This is a genomic window from Nocardia albiluteola (genome assembly GCF_018860155.1).
GTDB classification, from domain to species: domain Bacteria; phylum Actinomycetota; class Actinomycetes; order Mycobacteriales; family Mycobacteriaceae; genus Nocardia; species Nocardia albiluteola.
Genome location: NZ_JAHKNI010000018.1, coordinates 94,985 through 118,150, shown reverse-complemented (window position 1 = coordinate 118,150; position 23,166 = coordinate 94,985). Strand labels below are relative to the sequence as shown.

The following is a 23,166-nucleotide window of genomic DNA, read 5'->3' as shown; positions in this document are numbered from 1 at the left end:
CGTCACTGGCCGGGCAGCACCGGTTGGGTCAGGCCGTTCAGCGCGCCGATCTCACGAATCAGTCCGGCGGTGTCGTCGTCCGAGGCCGGGTAGTTCTGGGCGCCCTGGACGATCTGCTCGGCATTGGTGGACAGCGTGGTGATGAAACCGTTGATCTCGCCGTGCAGCTTGGTCGAGAAATCGATCAGCGCCTGGCCGGTGGTGAAGCCGGGATTGTTCTTCGCGGCCGGGGCCTGGGAATCGAAAAACTTGTTCGTGTCGGTGATCGCCTGGCTCGCAAGGTCTTTCAGGCGATCGCCGATCTTCGCGACGTCGGCGGGTTTGATAGAGATGTCGTCGGCACTCACGGATGAAGATCCTTTCCCTCACCAGGTGACCTTGGGCTGCACGATCTGTGTGTTCTGCTTGCCCAGGCCCTGCTGGAATTCGGGCAGCCGGCCGTAGAGCGGATAGTTCTGGGCATCGCCCGAATGCTGCGTGTACAGCACCTGATTGTCGGGCAGCACGCCGGTGACGATGACGGTGTGGTGGGTGTCGCCGGCGTGCAGATGCGCGGACGGATCGTTCTGGGTCATGGTGTAGTACATGACATCCCCGGGCCGAGCCTGGCTGGGCGAGACGACGGTGCCGCCGTTGCCGAGAAAGAAGTCGTGGTTGTTCTGGGCACCGCCCCAGGTCGGGGTGTGCGAGAGGCCCGGAAACGGATCGCTGCCGTTGGCATTGCTGCCGTCGCTCCAGCCCTTGGTGTCCCAGTGGCGCGGAATCAGCCCGTCCCAGTCCTCCTTGAACGGCATGTTGCCGCCGTAGGCGAGGGCATCCGAGGCGAAGTTGGTGCAGTTGTCCTTGTTCTTCCAGTCCAGGTTGGAGTTGTTCCAGTTGTTCAGGGCGTATGCGACGGTGCCGACCGAGCTGTAGCCGAGTCCGGGCCGATCGATGTCCTTCTTCACCGAGTCCGGAATCCCCGGCAGGTTGTAGATCTGAACCGGGCAGGCCCTTTCCAGATCGAACTGTTCCTCGGGCGTGAGGCCGTTCCACCAGGCGGCGTTCTCCTGGGGTGACAGCCCGGCCGGAATGGTGTCGGTCAGCTCCTGCAGGGCCTTTTTCGTATTGTCGGCCTGAATCTGCTGGGCCTGATCGACACTGGTCTTGGTGATGTCGGGCTTCGCGGCCGCGTTGAGCGCCTGGGTGCACAGCGCGTCGGCCTCGTTGGCGGACTTGATCGCGTTGTTGATCAGTTTCTGCGCCTGGTCCTTCGCCGTGGCCATCCTGTCCAGGGCCGAGGTCGAATACGGACCTATGGGCAGCGAGACGGTGCCGGTGCTCTGATCGATGTACAGACCGTGGCTCGTCGCGAGGTGGACGCCCTCGCCCAGTTCGGTCTGTGCCGTCTGGATCGCGTGATTGAGGGTGTCCAGCGGATCGACCGCGGCCCTGGCCAGAATCGAGGTTACCTCCGCCTGGTTCGCGACCGTGGTGAGGACCGAACGGGCCTGGCCGGCCGCCCAACTCGACCAGGCGCCATCGAGCGGCTTGACGCCATTGTCGTGGATATCGTCCTTGATTCGCTCACACTGCTTGGCGGCGGACAGCGTGTCGTCGGCAGCGGTAGTCCACGACTGCGGTTGTGCGTCACGGAGTTCAGCGAAGCTCACCATGCGATTCCCCGTTGTCGATCTTCACGCCTGACAGTGTAGAACCGGGCGAAACGCACTGTCTTGCTAGAGGAAATCGGGGGTGCCCATCGCCTTTGTGGCGAATTACACTGGTCAGCAACCAATTGGGGAACGCCATTGTGAACGGGGGGTGGCCGTGGTCACCCCCGATTTCGGCTGCCGTTCACAATGACGCAGGCCGACTCGGTTCGGTGGGTTACAGGGTGACCACCACTTTGCCGTGGACGTGGCGGGCGGACTGCAATGCCACGGCGTCGCGGATCTTGTCGATCGGGAAGCTTGCGGCGATCGGGACGGTGAGCTTGCCCGCGAGAATGGCGGCGGTGATCCGGTCCATGGCGTCGGCTGGTGCGTCGATGCCACCGGTGGCCCGCACGCCGCCGGGTGGGGTGGGGCCCGCGGCGACCGTGCAGATCCGGTGCGGCGGGATGCCGAGAGCGAGTGCGGTTTCGGCGGTTTCGGTGCTGAACAGGTCGGCCGCGGCGGTGACGCCGAGGGCTCGGACCCGGTCGGCCAGGCCGGGGCCGTAGGTGACGGGCTCCGCGCCCAGCTTCCGCAGGAACTCGAAGGTGCTCTCCGAGGCGGTTCCGATCACGCGGGCGCCGGTGAGGGTCGCGAGCTGAATCGCGAAGATGCCGACACCGCCCGCGGCCCCGCCGATCAGGACGGTATCGCCGGAGCGCAGGTCGACCGCGGCAAGCGCGGCGGACGCCGTCATGCCCGCGATCGGAAGGGCGGCGGCCACCTCGTCGCTGATGCCCTCGGGTGTGTGCCACAGATTCTCCGACGCCGAGGCAACCGTCCCGAGTACCACGTGGTCGGCGACGGCACGGCCGAGCGCGCCGCCGTAGACGCGGTCACCCACGGCAAAACCCGTTGTGCCGCTGCCTACCTCGTCGACGACGCCGGCGAAGTCGAAGCCGAAGCCCGCGGGCAGGGTGACGCCGAACCGCGCCGCCGCCTCGGGATTCGAGGCGATGCCCCAGTCCACGGGATTCAGTCCGGCGACTGTGACGCGGACACGCACCTCGCCCGGACCGGCGTGCGGCTCCGGTACCTCCCGCACTTCCAGTACCTCTGGGCCGCCGAACTTTTCGTAGATGACAGCGCGACTCATGCGAACCTCCAACGAGTGATAAGACTTGGTCCCATCACCCTACTCCGGTGATGGGACCAAGTGCCATAGACTGTTTTCATGGCCCGCTGGCAACCCAATGCATCCGAGCGACTCGTCGTCGCCGCCCTCGACCTGTTCGCCGAGCGGGGCTACGAGAACACCACCGTGATCGAGATCGCCGAGCGCGCCGGGCTCACCAAGAGCACCTTCTTCCGCTACTTCCCGGACAAGCGCGAGGTGCTGTTCGGCGCGAGCGTGATGGCCGAATTGGTCGCCGAGGGGATCGCCGCGGCGCCGGCTGCGGCCACCCCGCTCGACGCGATCGCCCATGCCCTCGACATGATCGGCAGGGAAGTCTTCACGCCCGAACGACGCGAATTCGGCGCCAAGCGGCGGGCCGTGATCGCCGCCAATCCCGAACTGCGGGAGCGGGAGGCGCTGAAGGGGCTGAGCCTTGTCGCCTCGATGGTGGCCGCGCTCGTGCGCCGCGGTGTCCCGGACCTGACCGCGCGCGTCGCCGCCGAGCTGGGCGCGGTGGCCTGGTCGATCGCCCATCAGCGGTGGAGCGACGGGGTCGGCGACGAGTTCGGCGAGGTCGCCCGGCGAACACTTGGCGAGGTGCGGGCGGCCGCTACCCGGGTACTGACCGCCGAGCAGTTGGGTGCACCCGAAGCGATCGCCTAGATCGGCTCCCAACCGGGCCATCTTCGGAAGCCTGACGTTGATGATCCACGGCTTACGTCCGGTTTGGTGACCGGCGTTAAGGAATCTCCCACTTTCCGCACAGCGACCCGCAGGAACACTGTGAGTGAATGGGGCACGTGCTGACTTCCCCCGCGCCGACGATCGCACCCGAATCACCGCCGACCGACCGGGAGGGCCCCGGCACCTGGGATCGCGTGGGCCTGGCCCTGCTGCTGGGCGGTACCGCGGTCGCCTACCTGTGGAACATCACCGTCAACGGCACCGCCAACGCGTTCTATGCCGCCGCGGTGTGGTCGGCGACGCGCAGCTGGAAGGCGCTGCTGTTCGGATCGCTGGATCCGAACAACGTCATCACCGTCGACAAGCCGCCGGTATCGCAGTGGGTGATGGGCCTGTCGGCGCGGGTGTTCGGCTTCGGCAGTGCCGCCGAACTCGTGCCCCAGGCGCTGATCGGGGTGGCGACCGTCGCGCTGCTGTACGGCGCGGTACGGCGGCTGGCCGGGCGCAATGCCGGTCTGCTCGCGGGCGCGTGCCTGGCGCTGATGCCGGTGGGTGCGCTGATGTTCCGGTTCGACAAGCCCGACCCGGTGATGGTGCTGCTGATGACGGCCGCGGTCTACGCGCTGGTGCGGGCGCTGCCCGCCGCGAGCACGAAATGGCTTGTGCTGGGCGGGATCGCGCTCGGGTTCGCCTTCCTGTCCAAGATGCTCGAGGGCCTGATGGTCGCCCCGGCGCTGTGCCTGACCTATCTGATCGCCGCGCCGAATCCGCTGCGGCAGAGGTGTATTCAGCTGCTGGCGGCGCTGGCCGCGCTGGTGGTGTCCGCGGGCTGGTATGTGGCGCTGACGATGGTGTGGCCTGTCTCCTCGCGGCCCTATATCGCGGGCTCGACGGACAACTCGTTCATGAATCTGGTGTTCGGCTACAACGGATTCGGCCGCCTGCTCGGTCACCGCCCCGCCGGTCACGCGGGCAAGGCCCGGCCGTTCGCCGACGGCCCGGCCCGGCTGTTCACCGGCGAATTCGGCTTCGAGATCGGCTGGCTGCTGCCCGCGGCGCTGCTGGCCCTGGTACTGCTGCTGGTTGCGCGCCGCGGACGGCCGCGCACCGATTCGATTCGGGGCGCCGCCATCGTCTTCGGTGTCTGGCTGATCATCGACGGCGGCGTGCTGAGCTATATGAGCGGGACCGTGATCCCTTACTACACACTGTCGATCGCGCCCGCGGTGGCCGCGCTGACCGCGATCGGCCTGCACGAGATGTGGGGTGCGCGCGATACCTGGTTCGGTCGCGGCGGTGCGGCCGCCCTGGTACTCGTCAGCGGCGTCTGGGGTTTCGTGCTGCTGCACCGCAACGCCGCGTGGCTGCCGCCGCTGCGCTGGACGCTGCTGGCGGTCGGTGTGATCGCGGCCGCGGCGCTACTGTTTCCCCTCATGCCGCGGCCCGGCGCCCGGATCGCGCTGGCCGCGGGGCTGGTGGGTGCGCTGGGTGGCGCGGGCGCGTATACCGTTGCGTCGCTGGGGCAGCCGCATCAGGTCCGGCTCGTGGCCGGGCCGACGGTGCACGGGAACGGCGCGCCCGATCCGGCGGCGAATTTCCCGCTGATCGCGATGTTGAAGGGCACCCGGACGGACTGGTCCGCGGCGGTCGAGTTCTCCCAGGACGCCGCCGTGCTGGAATTGGCCTCGCGCACACCGGTCATGGCGATCGGCGGCTTCCGCGGGACGGACGGGGCGCCGACGTTCCGGCAGTTCGTCGGCGATGTGAGCGCCCGCCGGATCACCTACTACGTCACCCTCGGCGGCAAGCGGCGGTCCAGGACGCATGCGGACATCAGGACCTGGGTGACAGGGCATTTCAAGCCCATCCACCTCGGCCGGGCCACCGTCTACGACATGTCCGGATACCACGCGGCGGCGGCACCGCGAAAATGACAGTGGCCCTTGGTGCCTCGCGCACCAAGGGCCACCGGGCGCCCCGGCCCTACCGGAGCGCGGCCGAATCCTCGGCGACCCGCCCGAAATCGAGCTTCACGATCTGGTCCGCGCAGTGGAAGTAGCGGTCGTCGTGGGTGATGACGATGACGGTCTTGTTGCGCCGCTTGAGATCCGCGAGGATCTCGGTGTAGAACACCTCGCGAAAGCGGGGTTCCTGATCGGCGGCCCACTCGTCGAAGACGTAGATCGGCCGGTCCTCGAGCAGCGCGGTGAGCAGGGCCAGCCGCTTGCGCTGGCCCTGGGACAGGGCCAGGGTCGACAGGCGCCCGTCCTGCACCGTCACCTTGTGCGCGATCTGCAGCTGTTCCAGATAGCCGCGCACCTCGTCGTCGATGCCCGGGCGATCGAAGCCCAGGTAATCCTCGAACAGGTGGAAATCGGTGAACACCGCCGAGGAATTCTGCCGGAACCACTCGATGTTCTCGTGGTCGATCGGCTCGTCGTTCACCGTTAGCGCGCCCGTGCGCGGCACGTACAGGCCCGTGATCAGTTTGGCCAGTGTCGATTTGCCGCTGCCGTTGCCGCCGATGACGAACGAGACCTGGCCCGGTTCGAACGTCAGATCCAGCGGGCCGAGTGCGAAACCGGAACCCTCCTCGCCCGGCGGCGGCAGCGGAACCGGCAGATCGTGCCCCAGGCCGTGGTCCACCGTGCGATTGCCGTTGACGTCGGGGCGCAGGCCCTCGGGCGCGCCGTGCGGGGGCGCGCCCGGAAGATCGTGCCGCTGTGCATGATCCGGTCCGCGATGGCCGTTCGGATGCGGCCGGTGCGGCGGGGGCGGGCCCCCGGCGGGTCGTGCGCCCGGCGCCGCCTTCCCGCGCCCGGGGACCTTGCGTTCCCGCATCGGCGGCATGCCCGGCATCTCCGGCCCGCCTGGGACGGGCGGGATCGGCGGCGGCGCCTCGGTCCGGTAGCTGTAGCTCACATCCGTCAGCCGCAGCCGGGCCTCGGGGACGAGGGGCCGCTCGGTGTACGGCAGCAGCTCCTCGTTGTGCATGGTCTCCATGGACAGGTTCATCGCGCGGATCTTCGCCAGGGCGACATCGCCTCGCACCAGATCCGGGAGGCGGTGCATGAAGTTCTGCATCGGCATCGCCAGGAACGTCGTCACCAGCACGTAGCCCACCATCACGTCCAGCGACAGGTGTAGCGCCGAGGCGATCGCGAACAGGATCGCCGCCATGGTGCCCAGCTGCAGCAGCTGCCCGAAGCCCTGTGCCAGTGAGAATTTCGACCCGGCCTCGACATTCTGCGCGCGCAGTTCGCGGGCCGAGCCGAGCAGATGCCGGTCCATGAACTCGCGCCGCCGCCCGCGGTGCAGCTTGAGCTCCTTGATGCCCAGCGTGACCGCCTGGAACGAGCGCAGCAGCCCGTCCTCGTTCTCGCGCGCGGCGCGGTACAGCGTGCGCACGCGCTTGAGAACCAGTTCCACGCAGCCGATTCCGAGCAGCGTCCCGGCGACGGTGACCGCGAAGATCGGGCCCGACACCAGCGCGAGGAAGACGAAGCAGCCCACGATGGTGGCCACGTCGACGCAGATGCTCGGGATGGCGGTGACGGCCTCGGACAGCGAGCGCACGTCCTCGGTCAGCGTGGCCATGAGCCGGTGCGTGCCGAGCACCTCGAGGTGTTCCAGTGGCGCCGAGACGATTCCGGTGCTCAGGTCCGAGCGCAGCCGGTAGATCGCGTCCTGGGCCAGGCGGATCAGCAGCAGCTGCGAGAGCACCCCGCTGATCAGGATCACCAGCGCCGCAAGGGCGAAGCTCGTGACGGTGACGGGTGGATGCGGGGGCGGTGAGACCACCCCGCGAATCAACGTCACCAGATAGGTGTTGGCCACACCGCAGACGAGGCCGGCGATGATGACCGCGGAGATCCGCAGCCACGAGATGGAGACGAGATATCGGAGGAGTTGCATGGTTGCCGCGTCTTTCGGATACGGTGTCGCCGGGCTACCGGCGAATGATGTCGAAGATCATTCCCTCGAGGGTGACCCCCGGCGCGAAGGAGAACGCGACGCCGGTCGAGATCGGCCTCGAACTCTCCTGCTGAATCATCTGTTCCAGCACGAAGATCAGCGAAACGCTGAGCATGTTCCCGTATCGCGCGAGCACGTCCCAGCTCGGCGCCGCCTGCTCGGCGGGAATGCCCAGCGACCGCACGGACTCCTCGATGATCTTGGGCCCGCCTGGATGGATCGCCCACAGGTCGATGTCGGACTTACGTAATCCGTTGCGGCCCAGCATCTCCACGATCACCGGATCCACACCGGCGTAGATGTAGCCGGGCAGGCTCGGGGACAGCTCGCAGGTGATGCCGTGGTGGTTCACCCCGAGCACGATCCCGTCCTCGGCGTCGTCGAGCAGATGGCTGAAGCCGTCGCGGATCACCACGCTGCCCGGCGCGAGCCGCTGGTGCACCTGGCTCGCGCCGACGACCACCGCGCCGCAGCCGTCGCCGAACAGGCTGTGCGTCACCACGTCGTTCACGTCGTCCTCGAAGACGGCGTTGACCGAACTCAGCTCGAGGCAGATCACCAGCGCCTTCTTGTCCGGATGCGCGCGGACGAAGTCCACGGCGGTGCGCATCGCGTTCATCGCGGCCGCGCAGCCCATGAAATTCACCATCACCCGGCCGATCTCGGGCGAGAGGCCGAGCTGTTTGACGACCGCGACATCCACGCCGGGCGCGATGAATCCGGTCGAGGTCGCGAAGACCAGCAGCCCGATATCGGCCGCCGGATCGCCGAGGCCGGCCACCGCGCGCCCGGCGACGTCGACCGCCAGCGGCACTGCGTGCCGGTAGAACAGATTCATCCGCTCCCGGATGGTCGCGGGGCGGCGGCTGAAGTCGAGGAATTCGCCGTCGAGCGGGTCGACCGCCAGGCTCCGGGTCCGGACTCGGGTCTTGGAGTAGATCCGCGGAATGCGGTCCCGCTGTGCCGGATCGGCGAACAGCGCGGCGACCCGCTCGGCGGAGGCGGCCTGGTCCATGACCCGGTCCGGCGCGCCCGTGGCGATGGATTCGATGACGCCCACCGTGGTCGGCGGCGCCGGGGGCAGCTGGGCGAGCGCGCGCTCGCCGTTGACCGTTTCCCGGATCACCTCCGCCGTACGGGCGCCCCCCTCATCGAATGTGAAAGTCACGAAATTCTCCAGTTCCTGTTACTCGTAACGAATCTTGCGCGGGGAGGGGTCATACCGTCCCGATGCCGGTGAATCCCTGCACCATGTAGACCACGCAGGTCTTGAGCGCGTGCGGCGCGAAATGCTCACGCGCGAAACCCCATTGCCGCTCCTCCGCATCGCGGGAGGGCGCCAGCAGGTAGGTGCGGAACTGCTTCGGGAACCGGTCGGTGAAGAAGCTCTTCGCCGGAAGCCATTCCACCCCGAATTCGGCCGCCTCCTCGCGCACCACGTCCTCGGTGGCGATGTTGGCGAATCCGGAACGCTGATAGGGCAATACGTGATGCACGCGGTGCGAGCTCAGGCCCGCGGACAGGAAGCAGTCGATGTAGCGGTTGCCGACCAGCTTCAGGTCGTAGGCCTGCTCGAGCTGGTTGACGCCCCAGTCCTCGGTGTCGGCGGCGGGCAGCTCGCCCACCTCCTCCTCGAAGTCGTGACTGGCCACGACCAGGAAGGTGCTGATCCACAGGGTGATCACGAATTGCAGTGCCCAGGCCCAGAAGTCGCCCGCGACCGTGAACGCGACGAGCTCGCCCAGGAGCAGGAATCGCACGGCGAAGGAGCCGATGAAGTGCGGCAGCGCGCCGCCCCAGGTGCCGTACATTTCCGCAATGCCGACCTTGCGGGTCAGGCGGCAGACATCCAGCAGGCGGATGGTCATGCCGGTGACCGTGTGCCCGAACTTGTGGACCGTGTGCACCGGTACCCGGTACACCCGCGGAATGCGCATCATCATGGTGAAGACGTTCTTCTTGATGTCGACTTCACTCTGGGTGTGCGGGTGGTGCAGCAGGGCGTGGCCGTCGGCGGTCACGAACGACAGCGCCACGTAGTTGAAATCGAAGGCATTGGTGAAGATCTTGTTCATGCCCTTCTGCGCGCGGTGAATCCCGTAGTGGCCGAATCCGGCCAGGGAACTGCGCAGCAGCACCATGGCGATCACGAAGACCGGCAACGGAATCCAGCTCCGCTCGAACAGCCGCAGGCCCTCGACCGCGAAGTACGCGATCGCCAGCACGACCGCAACGATGTTGAACAGCTTGTCCATCCGCTGCAGGCGCGCTGCGATCTCGGGCTCGGTCAGCCGGGCCTTGATCTTGTGCAGCAGATCGTTCTTGTCGTCGAAGCGGTATTTCGGGGTGTCGGTCCAGCTGTCGAAACCCTCGGTGAACAGGAAATCCGGCGCGTTGTTCTTCGGGTGGATGTCCTCGGGCAGGGCCTGGCGATCCAGCGAGTAGCGCTCGAGCATGCGGGCGATCCGCTCGGGTTCGCGATGGTAGGACCCGATGATGGAGGTGATGTCGCGGTTCTTGGTGCGTCCGATGAAGAACTCGCCGCCGGGATGCTTGGAGATCCAGTCGCTCAGGTCGTAGGCTTTGCCGTTGTAGATCCACACATTCGACACCGGCGGTGGGCCCTCGGGCATGGGAGGTCGACTGAACTCCCGCTCCTGTACATCCGGGCGGTCGATAGTCATTCTTCCCTCCATGTCTGATCGGCACTTCAATACCGCTGCCGCCGATCAGGTCTACCGGTCGATGCTGCGTCGGGCTCGGTGACTCAGAGTCGCTGCAGCACCTTGTATTCGACTGAATATTCGCTTAAGCGCTTCGGCGCCCCTCGACGGGCGCGGGGGAAACACGGTCGTGCGGCCGGGGTCGGTTCATCGATGCCGAAGCCGGTGCGGCGGAACGGATTTCCGGTCCGAAACGGCCGCAACCGGTCCGGGAGGCGCTGCGCGGCGATTGCCGATGCGCCTTCCGGACCGGTTCGGGCTTGCACAGGTCACGCGTGGCGTTTTAACCCGCCGGCTTGGTGACGGTGACGGGCTTGGACCAGTTGGACAGATCGATCTTGGCGCTGCCCTGGTCCTTGGTGACCACGGCCTGCACCAGGTTCGGGCCGGTGCCGGGCGAGGCGGCGGTGGAGGGCAGGGTCGTCGCGGCGGACGAGCTCGCCGGCGGCGCGACATCGGTGATCCACAGGGTGATGGGCATGGCGCCGGCGGCGGAGTCACCGCCGATCTTCGGCACGACCGGGTCGATGGTCGTGGCGTCGATGGTTCCGGTCACCTTGACGGTGTCGACGCCGTTGACCTTCTCGCGGGCGACGGCCTTGGCGTTGGTCACGTGCGCGATGACGTTGCCCAGGCCCTTGTCCTTGTCCAGGATGACGCCCGGATCGTAGATCTTCTCCGCGCCGCCGACGGGGACGTAGGTGCTGCCGTCGGTGGAGGTGTAGGCCTTCTTGTCGACGACCAGGAACTTGGCCTTGGTGAACGGGGCGTTGGGCTGCAGGCGCACGCTCGCATCGCCGATCGCCTGGCCCGAGGGCTGATTGGTGACGTCCGCGGAGATGGTATCGATCGGGAGCTTGGGGATGTTGGTGACCGCGATGTCGAGGTGCACCGAATGCAGGGTCTCGGTGGTCTTCGAGCACTCGGACACCAGTTGCGCGCCGTCGGGCAGCTGCGCCGGCGGCGGCGAGGACGGGGAGCTGGAGCCCGCCGCGGTCGTGGTGGAGCCGGAGTTGGAGCTGCAGCCCGCGGCCAGTGCCCCGAACACCGACACCGCGACCATCACCACCCCCAACTTGGACGGACGGCGAGCGGAACCCACGTGCCGAATGATGTCGTTCAAGGTCAACCCCCGGAGGTTAGTTTCAGTGCCCGGTCGGCCGCGGACGCAGCGACTCGCGTCGTAGTATCCGGCGGATTCCCGTATCCGCTCGGCGAGCGGCTCGCGGGCATTCAACCAGCATGGCGGCGTCCATGTCGACCGGTTACCCGAAGAGCCTGGTGGGCAGAGGCTTACGTCAGCATCCGGCCGTGGGAATTTCATCGGATAAGCGCTTGTTGACCTTTGGGTTCGGCGGCGGGCGAAGCGCGCCGATTCGACAGTCCCGCAGCGCCGATTGGAGCAGCTCGCGCTGAGTTGGAGATCACAAATCGAGCGGAGCGAAAACTCTCAGCTTCTGTTAGGCTATTAAACGGAGATTGACTCCGTTTACTTTCGTGGGAGGGTTCCCCAGGTCATGGCGATGTTGAAGACTCGCCCGCACTACAACGTCGTATTCGCCGTACTGCTGCTCGGAATTGCCGCGTACGGGCTCTTGCAGTCGTTGGTCGTGCCGGTGTTCTCGTTGTTGATTCCGGCGTTGCACACCTCGCAGAGCACCGCGACGTGGCTGATGACCGGTTATCTGCTGTCGGCCTCGGTGGCCACGCCGATCCTCGGGCGGATCGGCGACAAGGTCGGCAAGGAGCGCATGCTTGTCGTCACCCTCGTCGCGCTCGCGGTGGGCTCGCTGATCGCGGCGCTGACCACCTCGGTGAGCGTGATGATCGTGGCGCGCGTGATCCAGGGCCTGGGCGGCGGCGTGATTCCGCTGGCGTTCGGCATCATTCGCGACGAGTTCCCGGTGAAGAAGCTGAACGGCGCGGTGGGCATCGCCTCCTCGCTGATCGCGGTCGGCTCCGGAATCGGCCTGGTGCTGGCCGGTCCGATCGTCCAGCACCTGAACTACCACTGGCTCTTCTGGATTCCGATGATCCTGACCGCGATCGCCGCGGTGGCCGCGGTGGTGTTCGTGCCCGAGTCGCCGGTGCGCAGCCCGGGCCGGATCAACTGGGCCGCGGCGATTCTGCTGTCGGCCTGGCTGGTGGCGCTGCTGCTGGCGGTGAGCCAGGGTCCGAAGTGGGGCTGGGCCTCGGGCTGGACCCTCGGCCTCTTCGCGGCGGCCGTGGTGTGCGCGATCGCGTGGGTGGTGGTCGAACTGCGTTCGGACTCACCGCTGATCGACATGCGGACCATGCGTTTCCCGGCCGTGTGGACGACCAACATCGTGGCCGTGCTGACCGGCGCCGCGATGTACGCGATGATGACGTTCCTGCCGCAGCTGCTGCAGACCTCCAAGTCGGTCGCGGGATACGGCCTGTCCCTGAGCATCACCAAGTCCGGGCTGTACATGCTGCCGCTGTCGGTGGCGATGTTCCTCATCGGCTTCGCGATCGGGCCGATGGCCGCGCGCATCGGCTCCAAGGCGATCGTGCTGATCGGCGCCGTCATCACGACGGTAGGCTTCGGGATCCTCGCGGTCGGGCACGACCAGAGCTGGGAGATCTTCCTGACCGCCGTGCTGCTCGGCCTGGGCATCGGTATGTCGTTCTCCTCGATGCCCGCGATCATCGTCGCGGCGGTGCCTCCGGCCCAGACCGGCGCGGCCACCGGCATGAACGCCAATGTGCGGACGGTCGGCGGCGCGATCGGCAGCGCCGTCTCCTCGGTCATCCTGACCTCGGGCACGCATGTGGCGCACGGGCTTCCGTCGGATTCGGGCTACACGGGCGTGTTCTGGTTCCTCGGCGGTGTTTCGCTGCTGGCGGTGCTGGGATCGATCTTCATCCCGTCCGGCCGGACGCGGAGCGAGCAGCACTCGGAGGTTGTGATCGAGTCGCTGTCGGCCCCGGATTCCATTCCGGTGGCGGAGTTCGCGCTCGCGGCCACACCGTCGGTCAACGGGACGAACGGATCGGGCCCGGCGCATCGGGTGGCCAATTCGACCGGCACGGTGTCGGTCTCGGCGCGGCCGATGTCGAACCGCGCCGCCGATCCCGCAGGGCACTCGATTCAGGGCGGCGTGCGCCGGGACGGCGGCGGCATCGTGACCGGTGTCGTGCTGACGCTGATCGATCCACGCGGACAACAGGTTTCGCGGACGAGTACCGATGCGGACGGTGAGTTCGCCATCGACGCCCCGAACCAGGGCAGCTACGTGCTGATCGCCTCGGCCCCCGGGCATCAGCCCGCCGCGGTGAGTGTCCTGGTCGGCGCGCGGCCGCAGCGGGTGGAGATCGCATTGCCGAGCTCGGGCGAGCTCACCGGCGCGGTGCGTCGCGCGGGCAGCGGGGCGCCGATCGCGGAAGCGACTGTCACGCTGACGAATACCCGTGGCGAGGTGGTCGGGGCCGCGGTCACCGGCGAGGACGGCGCCTACGCCTGCGGCGTGACGCCGGGCGTCCACACGGTCGTCGCGGTGGCCGCGAACATGCGGCCGGCCGCGGGCACCTTGACCGTGCCCGAGAGCGGAATGCTGCGCCACGACATCGAATTGGAGCCGACGGCAGTGCTCGCGGGCGCGGTGCAGGCCGGTGACCGGCTGGTGCCCGACGCGCAGGTGAGCGTGCTGGATGCCGACGGCGATGTGGTCGCGGTCGCGCGCACCGACGCGAACGGCCGCTACCTGGTGCCCGATCTGGCCGAGGGCCGCTACGCGGTGGTCACCCGCGGCTACCCGCCGGTGACCAGCAACGTGACGGTCGAGGGCAACCGGATCACCCACGATGTGGACCTGAGCTACAACTGACCCCATCGGCCCGACCCCCTCACACCCTCTGCTGTGCCCACATCAGCCAGGCCGGACATGCCGCGGCCAGGGCAGTGACGTAGAGCAGCAGGCGGGTCGGGCCGCCCAGAGGCGCCAGGACCGCCAGCACGAACGACGCCGCGAAACCGACGTAGGTCAGGGCAAACCGGTTGCCACGGTGCCGATTTCGGATCCCATCAGCCCGCTCCCGGTCGTCATCGCGCACGCCGAGGGGCATCTGCTCACCCGGCGGGCGCAGGCCGTGGCCTCCTATTACCAGGAGGTCCTGTCCCGGACCCACCGGCTGGGAGTCTCATAGGGCCGCAGCGCGATTCGACCTCGTAGATCAGGTCAGGAATGGCAGCAGCAGTTCGAGCAGTTCCCGCGGGCGGTCCAGCGGGATGATGTGCCCGCAGTCCGGAATGATATGGGCGGCAAGGTCGTCCGCGATCGGACGGAGTTGGCGCGCGGTGGCGTCGCCGACGGGGTGCGCGCCGATCGCCAGGGTCGGCATGGTCAGGCGCCCGCGGGCCGCGGCCCCGCCGAGCTGAGCCGCACTCGCGGGCAGCGCGCGGTAATTAGGAGAAGGCGCAGCGCAGCGCGTCCGGTCCGGCATAGGCGGCGGCGAACGCGTCGCGGATCGCCGGCGGCACGCCGCGGCCCCGGGTGCCGATGTCGAGAAACCAGTCGATGTATCGCGCCTCGTGTCCGGCCAGCACCGTTTCGGCCAGGCCCGGAACCGCGTGGAATCCGAACCACCAGGGCGGGCCGGCGGCGAGGAACTCCTCGGCCCCGGGCAGCGATCCCAGCATCGACTCCATGACGACGAGCCGCCGGACACGCTCGGGCGCGCGCAGGGCCAGCAGGGTCGCGACGGGCGCCCCGGCGTCGATGCCGGCCACGGCCGCGTCGGGCACGGCGAGCGCGTCCAGGATGCCCGCGAGATCCTCGGTCAGGGTCTCCGCGTCGTAGCCGTCCGGCGCCCGGGTGCTGGCTCCGAACCCGCGCAGGTCCGGGGCGATCACCCGGAACCGGGCCGAGAGCGGCCCGATGATCTCGCGCCACAGCTGCCACGTGTGCGGAAAGCCGTGCAGCAGCACGACCGCGGGACCGGTTCCGGCCGTTGCCACGTTCGCCTCGATGCCGTTCGTGGCGATGCGATGGAGTTCGATCGCGGGGGTGGATGCCATGCGGTTCTCCTGGTTACTATTTGTTACCAGGAGACGGTAGGTAACTATCGAAAGCGCGCCAAGAGGGCACTTTCGCGATAGGTGGTGAGGTCGAAGTGACCGCTCGATCGGGGCGCGCGGCCGGATCTGCGCGTGGTGATCTGTTCGATCCGGAGTGCCCGACCCGGCGGCTGCTGGATCGCATCGGGACGAAGTGGACCTCGATGGCGGTCAACGTGCTCGGCGAGGCCGCACCCGGGGAGGTGCGGTTCGCCGAGTTGCGCCGCCGGATGCCCGGGGTCTCGCAGAAGATGCTCTCGGTGACCCTGCACGGCCTGGTCCGCGACGGCCTGGTCGCCCGGCGGGTGGAGCCGACCGTGCCGCCGAGCGTGCACTATCGGCTCACCGAACTCGGTGCGACGCTGGAGGGGCCGCTGGCAGTGCTGCGGACCTGGGCCGAGGCGCACATGGCCGAGGTCGACCGCGCCAACGAGATCCACGATGCCGGAGTCGTCTGAACGCCCGATACCGTTGTTCCGGAACGTGATTCGGCTACCGCGTCAGCTGTCGGTCGCTGCCAGCTCGGCCCAGTGGGGGCCGGCCGCTTCCGCCCACGCGCCGTGCCGGTCGTGGAACAGGGTCGTCGCGGCGGTGCCGCTCCAGGGCCGGGGTAGCAGCGTCTCCGGTAGTTGCGGGTCCAGGAACGGGAAACGGCGCCACTCCTGGACGAGCTGGATCTGCGCGGTCAGGATCTCGTCGGGGGTCGCGGGGGCGAGGTCGGCGAATCCGGCGATGAAGTCCTCGTAGTGCCGCTCGACCTCGTCGAGATCCCATGCGGCGGTGACCATGTCACGCTGATTCCCGAGCATCCCGTATTCGGCGACGAACGACATGGCCTTGTCGGCCAGGTCGAGATCTTCGATCACCGTGCGGGCCTCGGCCTCGGTGGCGGTGTGCGGGGTGATCCACACCCCGGGTGACGGGGATCCGAAACCGGCCCAGCTGAATTGGGTCCGCAGCTTGTGCCGCAGCCCCCGCATCGATTCCGGGATCGAGATGAGCACGACGAGCCAGCGCCCGTCCCAGGACTGCTCGGCGGAGCCGAACGAGTAGATGCGCTCGGCGCCCTCGACCAGCAGCCGCCTGCCCGCGTCGGTCAGATTCCAGCGCACCCGGCGCCCCACCCGATCCGGGGAGAGCCAGCCCTCCGCGGCCGTGCGGGCCAGTGACTGGCGTGCCGACTTCTCCTCCACCCCGGCGAGTCCGAGCACCCGGACCAGGGTGGAGGTCCAGACCGGCTCGCCGGACGGCAGCGCGAACTCGCCCAGGATCGTCATGAGCAGCGACCGCGCGCTGGCCTCGCCCACCTCGCGCCGGCGGCTGAGCGCCGGAACCGCGCCGGCGTCCTCGGTACTGCGCTCGGTCACTGCTCCACCTCGCTGGCGCTCGGCTCCGCCGTGCCCGAGGCGGGCTGTGTCATGGTTCCCTCGCTGCGCTCGGTCACGGCCGCGCCTCGCTGGCGCTCGGCTCCGCCGTGCCCGAGGCGGGCTGTGTCATGGTTCCCTCGCTGCGCTCGGTCACGGGACCCCCTTTCTCTCCGATGCTCTTGAACAAGAAAGTGTCGCACCCGGCGCGCGCGACTCTAGCGCGGCGTCGGATGAACAATTATCTACATAACACTGACGAGACGACGGATCAATGTAGCATATTGGCATGGGGGAGAATGTGATGATCACTACAAGGAGGGCCCATGGCAGTCGCTACCGACGAGCCCGCGGTCTCGACGCCCGGCGCCGCCGGCATGCCGGAGGTCTCGTTCGACACCCATCCAGACCGGTACCGGCACTGGACGCTGCGCCCCGATGGTGAGATCGCCTGGCTGACATTGGATGTGGCCGAGGACGGCGGGCTCGCCCCCGGATACGAGCTGAAGCTGAACTCGTACGACCTCGGCGTGGATATCGAGCTGTACGACGCGACCCAGCGGTTGCGGTTCGAGCATCCGGAGGTCCGGACGGTCGTTGTCACCAGCGGCAAGGACCGAATCTTCTGCGCCGGGGCCAACATTCGGATGCTGGCCGCGTCGCCGCACGAGTGGAAGGTGAACTTCTGCAAGTTCACCAACGAGACCCGCAACGGCATGGAGGATGCCACCGCGCACTCCGGGCAGACCTACCTGGCCGCGGTGAACGGCACCTGCGCGGGCGGCGGCTACGAACTCGCGCTGGCCTGCGAACATATTCTCCTGGTGGACGACAACTCCTCCGCGGTGTCGCTGCCGGAGGTGCCGCTGCTGGGCGTGCTGCCCGGTACCGGCGGGCTGACGCGATTGGTGGACAAGCGATTCGTGCGCCGGGATCTGGCCGACGTCTTCGCCACCCGCCCGGACGGCGTGCGCGGCAAGACCGCGCTGGGCTGGAACCTGGTGGACGAGCTGGCCCCGCCGCGCCGGTTCGACGAGGCCGTGCGGGAGCGCGCGGTCGAGCTGGCCGCCCGGTCCGATCGCCCCGGGGACGCCCACGGTGTCGAGCTGACGCCGCTGGCGCGCACGATCGAGGGCGACATCATCCGATATCCGCACGTGAGTGCCGAATTCGATCGCCCCCGCGGTGCGGTGACGATCACCGTGCACGGGCCCGACAATCCGGTGCCGGAGGATATGGCGGCCGCCGCGGCGCAGGGTGCGGAGTTCTGGCCGCTGGCAATGACGCGGGAGCTGGACGATCTGATCCTGCGGCTGCGTGCCAACGAGACCGCCGTCGGCACCTGGATCCTGCGCACGGCGGGCGCGGCCGATCGCGTCGAGGACCACGAGCGGCTGCTGCTGGACAATGCCGCAAGCCATTGGCTGGCACGGGAAATCGTGCATTACTACAAGCGGGTACTCAAGCGCCTCGATGTCACCAGCCGCAGCCTGATCGCGGTACTCGAGCCGGGAGACTGCTGCACCGGCATGCTCGCCGAACTGGCGCTTGCGTGCGATCGGCAGTACATCCTCGACGGCCCACCCCTGGACGACGAGGACAGCGACGAGCGCGCCTGGATGCGGTTGAGCGCCGCGAACTTCGGTGTATTCCCCATGGGTAACGGCCTCTCGCGCCTGGAATCCCGCTTCTACGGCCATGCCGAACAGCTGAACCGGCTGCGCGAGAACGACCTCGGCGCACGACTTACCCCGGCACGGGCGCTGGAGCTGGGACTGGTCACCGCGGCCCCGGACGACATCGACTGGGAGGACGAGGTCCGCCTGGCGCTCGAGGGCCGCGCGGCCCTGTCGCCGGACGCGTGCACCGGCATGGAGGCCAACCACCGGTTCGTCGGCCCGGAAACCCTCGAGACCAAGATATTCGGCCGCCTGTCGGCCTGGCAGAACTGGATCTTCATCCGGCCCAACGCATCCGGACCCGAGGGCGCGCTGCGCCGCTACGGTACCGGCAGCAAGGCCGTGTTCGACAGAAAGCGGGTGTGAGCGGCATGACCACGGCCATCAACTACGAGGACAAGATCCCCAACAATGTCGACCTGTCCTCGGATCGCCGGCTGCAGCGGGCCCTCGAGGGCTGGCAGCCCAAGTTCCTGAACTGGTGGGGCGAGATGGGCCCGACACTCGAGACGCACGGGGTCTACCTGCGCACCGCGGTCGCGGTCGGCCAGGAGGGCTGGGCACACTTCGGTCACGTTGTGCCGCAGGACTATCGGTGGGGAATCTTCCTGGCCGAGCGCAAGCCCGACCGGCGCATCGCGTTCGGTGAGCACCAGGGCGAACCGGCCTGGCAGCAGGTACCCGGCGAATACCGCGCCGATCTGCAGCGGCTGATCGTCGTCCAGGGCGATACCGAACCCGCATCGGTGGAGCAGCAGCGGCTGCTCGGCCTGACCGCCCCGTCGCTGTACGACCTGCGAAACCTGTTCCAGGTCAACGTGGAAGAGGGCAGGCACCTCTGGGCGATGGTCTACCTGCTGCACGCGTACTTCGGCAGGGAGGGCCGGGAGGAGGCCGAGGCGCTGCTGGTCCGCAACTCCGGTAGTCCCGACTCGCCGCGGATTCTGGGCGCCTTCAACGAGAAGACCGCCGACTGGCTGGCGTTCTACATGTTCACCTATTTCACCGACCGCGACGGCAAGTACCAGCTCGGTACTCTGAAGGAGAGCGCGTTCGATCCGCTGTCGCGCACCTGTGAGTTCATGCTCAAGGAGGAGGCCCATCACATGTTCGTGGGCACCACCGGCGTGGATCGGGTCGTGACCCGCAGCGCCGCGCTCATCCGCGAGCACGACACCCTCGATATCGCCTCGCGCGGCGGCATTCCGCTGGAGATCATCCAGAGGTACATCAACTTCCACTACAGCGTCTCGCTGGACCTGTTCGGCAGCGAGACCTCCACCAATGCGGCGAACTACTTCACCGCCGGGCTGAAGGGGCGCTGGCACGAGGAGAAGCGCGACGACGACCACCGTCTCACCGACGACAGCGTCACGCTCGACGACCCCCGGGCCGACGGCACGTGGGGCACGCGGGAGCTGTCCGCGCTGCTGGCACTCAATCTGGACCTGCGCGGCCGCTACGCCGCCGAGTGCCGCCACGGCCTGGACCGCTGGAACAAGATCCTGTCCGACAACGGGATCGAGTTCCGGTTCGCCCTGCCGCACATCGGATTCAACCGCGGGGTCGGCGCCTACTCCGGGTTCCGCATCAGCCCGACCGGCACGATCCTGGACGCCGCGACCTGGGAGGCGGCGCGGGGGAAATGGCTGCCCACCGACGAGGATCTGACGTTCGTGCGCTCGCTGATGCATCCGGTCTACGAGCGCGGCAAGATCGCGAGCTGGGTGGCGCCGCCGGTGCAGGGCATCAACGGCAAACCGTTCGACTACGAGTACGTGCACCTGTCCTGAGGGGTTCGGTAATGAGTTCTGCCGCAGCGGTTTCGCCCTTGCCGTTGTTCAATGCCGCCGACCATCTGGTCGATCGGCACCTGCGGGAGGGGCGCGGCGGGCACACCGCGGTGATCGCGTCCTCCCGTACCCTCACCTATGCCGAGCTCGCCGACGAGATGCACCGTGTCGCAGGCGGATTGCGGCGCCTCGGAGTGCGGCCGGAGGAACGGGTGATGTTCTGCATGGCCGACGACGCCGAGTTGTTCACCGGGATCCTCGCCGCCATGTACCTGGGCGCGGTCCCGGTGCCGGTGTCGACGATGCTCACCGGGCCCGAGCTGGCCAAGGTGCTGGTCAACTCGCGCGCCCGGATCCTGTGCTGCTCGGTGGAATTCGCCGCCGCGGCCGCGGCCGCCGTCGCGCTGGCCCCGGAGGTCACCGACGTCGTGCTGGACGGCCCGGCCGATCTCGACCTCGCCACCGGGCTCGCCGTGCATCCGTGGAGCGATCTCGCCGCGGCCGATCCACTCCCGAAAGCCTATGAGACATGGGAGGATTCGCCCGCGCTGTGGCTATACACCTCCGGCACCACCGGCACACCGAAGGCCGCGATGCATCGGCACGTGGGCATCCGCGACATCGGGGAGTTCTACGGTCGCGGCGTGCTCGGCCTGCGGCCGGGGGATCGGTGCCTGTCGGTGGCCAAGCTGTTCTTCGCCTACGGACTGGGGAACTCGTGTTTTCTGCCGCTGGCGGCCGGGGCGACCGGCGTGCTCGAACGCGCTCGTCCCACTCCCGATGTCATCGGAGCGCGGGTGCTCGAGCAGCGCCCCACCGTGTTCTTCGGGGTGCCGACCTTCTATGCCGCGCTGCTGGCCAGCGATCTGGACGATGGCACGTTCGCCGGTGTGCGGCAGGGTGTTTCGGCCGGGGAGGGCCTGCCGCCGGTGCTGTTCGAGCGTTTCCGGGACCGGTTCGGCGTGGAGGTGCTCGACGGTATCGGATCGACCGAGGCCCTGCACATCTTCCTGTCGAACCGGCCGGGGCGGGTGCGGCAGGGTTCCTCGGGCGTGCCGGTGCCCGGATACGAGGTTCAGCTGCGTAACGATGCCGGAACGGTCCTCGAGGAAACCGGGCGGCCCGGCACCCTGCACCTGCGGGGCCCGTCCCTGGCCGTCGGCTACTGGTGCCGCACGGAGACGACTCGTCAAGTGTTCCAAGGGGAGTGGCTGTGCACCGGCGACGCCTACGTCCGCAACGACGACGGCACCTACAGCTGCCTGGGCCGCACCGGCGACATGCTCAAGGCGGGCGGCATCTGGGTATCTCCGGCGGAGGTGGAGGAGCGCCTGCTGCAACATCCGGACGTGCTCGAGGCGGCCGTGGTCGCCGCGCCGGACGAATCGGGCCTCGACAAGCCGGTCGCCTGCGTGGTCACCCGGACCGAGGTGGCGGCGGACGCGCTGATCGACTGGTGCCGTTCGGGTCTGGCGGCCTTCAAGCGCCCCCGAGCCGTGGTGGCGATGGACGAGCTGCCCAAGACGGCCACCGGGAAGATCCGCCGTAACGTGCTGCGCGATCAGGTGTCCGCGGTGCTTCAGCGATAAGCGCCACTGCCGCATGTGAGGCACCGTGATTCGGCATGCCGGGACTCGTCGCCCGGCATGCCGGGCGGGTGGGCGCGGTCAGTACGGCTCGGCGGCCGCCTCGACCCGTCCGGCGTCGATCGCGGCCCGCATGGCCTGCTGGTCGGTGAGCGTCTGGTCGGCGTACGACAGCCCGAAATCGGCCATGGCCGTATCGAATACGTCGTTCGTGCCCAGGTAGGCGGCGATGGCGACGCGGTCGCCGGAGCGGGCGTGCGCCCGGGCCAGCACCGCCCCGCACAGCGCGGAGTACGCGGCCAGATCGGCGTCGGACAGGGCGCCGATCTCGGCCGAGCCCTTCATATCCCGCAGCTGGCGCACATAGAACCAGGTGTCGTCGGGGCCCGCCGACCAGCCCAGGAAGATATCGTTGACCGACTGCATGAGCCGTTGTCCCACCACCACCCGCTGCCCCTGGTGCGGGTATTCGCTCGGGCCCAGATGGGCTGCCAGAACCGATGATTCGGCCTGTTTCACCTGGAGGAACAGCGGGCTTGCGGTCTCCCGGTCCTGGAGCAGGACCACGAAGCAGCGCGTGCCGACGCTGCCGACGCCGACCACCTTCAGCGCGAAATCGACTATCTGGTATCGATCGAGCAGGACCCGGCGTTCGTCGGGCAGGCTGGCGCGGTAGTCGTCGAAGGTCGCCTCGACCAGGCGCTGATCCACCATCTCGATCGGCACCAGCAGCGGCGGCTGATTCTTGATCCGCGGGATGCCGTGCGGGTCGGGTTCGGTCAGTTTGTCCAACGCCTGCAGGCTGGTTCGCCGCCGGGCGCCCGCCATCATCTTCGTGGCCCGCTTGCGCTGTGCGGGTGTATCGATCAGGCGCGCCACTTCGTCGGCGGCGACCTGATACCAGACCGTCAGGCTGTCCATGTCGGCCAGCTCGTGCATCGTCTCCCGGTAGGCGGCCGCGGCCGCCCGCGCCGCGGCGGCGGCCTGCTGATCGGAGAACCCGTTGTCACGGGCGGCGACCACGACGCTGGCGGACAGCCGCTTGACGTCCCATTCGAACGGGCCGGGCAGCGTCTCGTCGAAATCGTTCACGTCGAATACGAGATTGCGCTCCGGTGAGGCGTAGAGGCCGAAATTCGAGACGTGCGCGTCGCCGCACAGCTGGACCTCCAGGCCCGTGTGCGCACTCCGCGCCAGATCCGCCGCCATGACCGCCGGCGCGCCACGCAGAAATGCGAACGGCGACTGCATCATTCGCGCGTAGCGTATGGGGACCAGCACCGGCAGCCGAGTGCGTGCCTGTCGTTCCAGGATCGCGACCGGATCCTCCCGGCTACCATTCGGCGCCCAGACGCCCGCGTCGGTGCGGGTGAGGCGCTTGCGGGCCGCCTTGCCCGCGCCGACAGATTCGAGCTGCATCTCCGCTATCGGATTCGCCATCCGGCAATTCTTTCGCTACCTCGCGGTCGCGGCA

Annotated in this window: 19 protein-coding genes; 7 read left to right on the top strand and 12 right to left on the bottom strand. The window is 68.2% G+C overall.

Features of this window, described 5'->3' with window-relative positions; genetic code table 11:
- Positions 1-2: 2 nt before the first annotated feature.
- The 3 genes from KO481_RS36870 to KO481_RS36860 form a co-directional block, all read right to left on the bottom strand.
- Positions 3-347 carry a hypothetical protein gene (locus KO481_RS36870; RefSeq protein WP_215923171.1) on the bottom strand — a complete coding sequence of 115 codons (345 nt, stop codon included), beginning with the start codon at positions 345-347 and terminating at the stop codon, positions 3-5.
- Between the two features lie 18 nt (positions 348-365).
- The gene (locus KO481_RS36865) at positions 366-1,655 is read right to left on the bottom strand and encodes an amidase domain-containing protein (protein ID WP_215923170.1); all 1,290 of its coding nucleotides are present in this window, start codon (positions 1,653-1,655) and stop codon (positions 366-368) included.
- A 214-nt stretch (positions 1,656-1,869) separates the two neighbouring features.
- Positions 1,870-2,790 (bottom strand): NADP-dependent oxidoreductase, encoded by a 921-nt coding sequence (locus KO481_RS36860; RefSeq protein ID WP_215923169.1) that lies wholly within the window; start codon positions 2,788-2,790, stop codon positions 1,870-1,872.
- Positions 2,791-2,868: 78 nt separating this feature from the next.
- Here KO481_RS36860 and KO481_RS36855 point away from each other — a divergent pair, with 78 nt between their 5' ends.
- Both KO481_RS36855 and KO481_RS36850 read left to right on the top strand, forming a co-directional pair.
- Positions 2,869-3,474, top strand: coding sequence for a TetR family transcriptional regulator (locus tag KO481_RS36855; RefSeq protein WP_215923168.1), 606 nt, complete (start codon positions 2,869-2,871; stop codon positions 3,472-3,474).
- Between the two features lie 128 nt (positions 3,475-3,602).
- Entirely contained in the window at positions 3,603-5,429 is a 1,827-nt protein-coding gene (locus KO481_RS36850; RefSeq protein WP_215923167.1) for an ArnT family glycosyltransferase, read from the top strand.
- A gap of 49 nt (positions 5,430-5,478) precedes the next feature.
- Here KO481_RS36850 and KO481_RS36845 read toward each other — a convergent pair whose 3' ends face one another.
- The 4 genes from KO481_RS36845 to KO481_RS36830 all read right to left on the bottom strand — a co-directional run bounded on the left by KO481_RS36845 (position 5,479) and on the right by KO481_RS36830 (position 11,256).
- Positions 5,479-7,410: an ATP-binding cassette domain-containing protein gene (locus tag KO481_RS36845; protein WP_215923166.1), complete on the bottom strand. Its 1,932-nt coding sequence runs from the start codon at positions 7,408-7,410 to the stop codon at positions 5,479-5,481.
- A gap of 34 nt (positions 7,411-7,444) precedes the next feature.
- Complete coding sequence (locus tag KO481_RS36840; RefSeq protein ID WP_308166928.1) at positions 7,445-8,596, bottom strand: type III polyketide synthase; 1,152 nt, start codon at positions 8,594-8,596, stop codon at positions 7,445-7,447.
- 91 nt (positions 8,597-8,687) lie between these two features.
- Complete coding sequence (locus KO481_RS36835; protein ID WP_215923164.1) at positions 8,688-10,154, bottom strand: fatty acid desaturase; 1,467 nt, start codon at positions 10,152-10,154, stop codon at positions 8,688-8,690.
- Positions 10,155-10,476: 322 nt separating this feature from the next.
- The gene (locus tag KO481_RS36830; RefSeq protein ID WP_215923186.1) at positions 10,477-11,256 is read right to left on the bottom strand and encodes an LppX_LprAFG lipoprotein; all 780 of its coding nucleotides are present in this window, start codon (positions 11,254-11,256) and stop codon (positions 10,477-10,479) included.
- A gap of 454 nt (positions 11,257-11,710) precedes the next feature.
- Between KO481_RS36830 and KO481_RS36825 the strand changes: the two genes are divergently transcribed.
- The gene (locus KO481_RS36825; RefSeq protein WP_215923163.1) at positions 11,711-14,041 is read left to right on the top strand and encodes an MFS transporter; all 2,331 of its coding nucleotides are present in this window, start codon (positions 11,711-11,713) and stop codon (positions 14,039-14,041) included.
- Between the two features lie 19 nt (positions 14,042-14,060).
- Here the strand turns inward: KO481_RS36825 and KO481_RS36820 are convergent, their stop codons facing one another.
- The 3 genes from KO481_RS36820 to KO481_RS36815 all read right to left on the bottom strand — a co-directional run bounded on the left by KO481_RS36820 (position 14,061) and on the right by KO481_RS36815 (position 15,231).
- The gene (locus tag KO481_RS36820; RefSeq protein WP_215923162.1) at positions 14,061-14,342 is read right to left on the bottom strand and encodes a hypothetical protein; all 282 of its coding nucleotides are present in this window, start codon (positions 14,340-14,342) and stop codon (positions 14,061-14,063) included.
- A 45-nt stretch (positions 14,343-14,387) separates the two neighbouring features.
- On the bottom strand, positions 14,388-14,555 hold the full coding sequence (locus tag KO481_RS43645; RefSeq protein WP_245402054.1) for a hypothetical protein: 168 nt from the start codon (positions 14,553-14,555) through the stop codon (positions 14,388-14,390).
- A gap of 64 nt (positions 14,556-14,619) precedes the next feature.
- Positions 14,620-15,231, bottom strand: a complete 612-nt coding sequence (locus tag KO481_RS36815) for an alpha/beta fold hydrolase (RefSeq protein ID WP_245402053.1) — start codon at positions 15,229-15,231, stop codon at positions 14,620-14,622.
- Positions 15,232-15,326: 95 nt separating this feature from the next.
- Here KO481_RS36815 and KO481_RS36810 point away from each other — a divergent pair, with 95 nt between their 5' ends.
- Positions 15,327-15,728, top strand: coding sequence for a winged helix-turn-helix transcriptional regulator (locus KO481_RS36810; RefSeq protein ID WP_308166924.1), 402 nt, complete (start codon positions 15,327-15,329; stop codon positions 15,726-15,728).
- Between the two features lie 42 nt (positions 15,729-15,770).
- Here KO481_RS36810 and KO481_RS36805 read toward each other — a convergent pair whose 3' ends face one another.
- The gene (locus tag KO481_RS36805) at positions 15,771-16,637 is read right to left on the bottom strand and encodes a PaaX family transcriptional regulator (RefSeq protein WP_215923161.1); all 867 of its coding nucleotides are present in this window, start codon (positions 16,635-16,637) and stop codon (positions 15,771-15,773) included.
- Positions 16,638-16,960: 323 nt separating this feature from the next.
- Between KO481_RS36805 and boxC the strand changes: the two genes are divergently transcribed.
- Genes boxC through KO481_RS36790 form a run of 3 tightly spaced genes read left to right on the top strand, consistent with a single transcriptional unit; the run spans position 16,961 to position 21,695 of the window.
- Positions 16,961-18,679, top strand: coding sequence for a 2,3-epoxybenzoyl-CoA dihydrolase (boxC, locus tag KO481_RS36800; protein WP_215923160.1), 1,719 nt, complete (start codon positions 16,961-16,963; stop codon positions 18,677-18,679).
- A gap of 5 nt (positions 18,680-18,684) precedes the next feature.
- Positions 18,685-20,106, top strand: a complete 1,422-nt coding sequence (boxB, locus tag KO481_RS36795; RefSeq protein WP_215923159.1) for a benzoyl-CoA 2,3-epoxidase subunit BoxB — start codon at positions 18,685-18,687, stop codon at positions 20,104-20,106.
- Between the two features lie 11 nt (positions 20,107-20,117).
- Positions 20,118-21,695, top strand: coding sequence for a benzoate-CoA ligase family protein (locus KO481_RS36790; RefSeq protein ID WP_215923158.1), 1,578 nt, complete (start codon positions 20,118-20,120; stop codon positions 21,693-21,695).
- Positions 21,696-21,773: 78 nt separating this feature from the next.
- Here the strand turns inward: KO481_RS36790 and KO481_RS36785 are convergent, their stop codons facing one another.
- Positions 21,774-23,132 (bottom strand): DUF2252 domain-containing protein, encoded by a 1,359-nt coding sequence (locus KO481_RS36785; RefSeq protein ID WP_215923157.1) that lies wholly within the window; start codon positions 23,130-23,132, stop codon positions 21,774-21,776.
- Positions 23,133-23,166 lie beyond the last annotated feature (34 nt).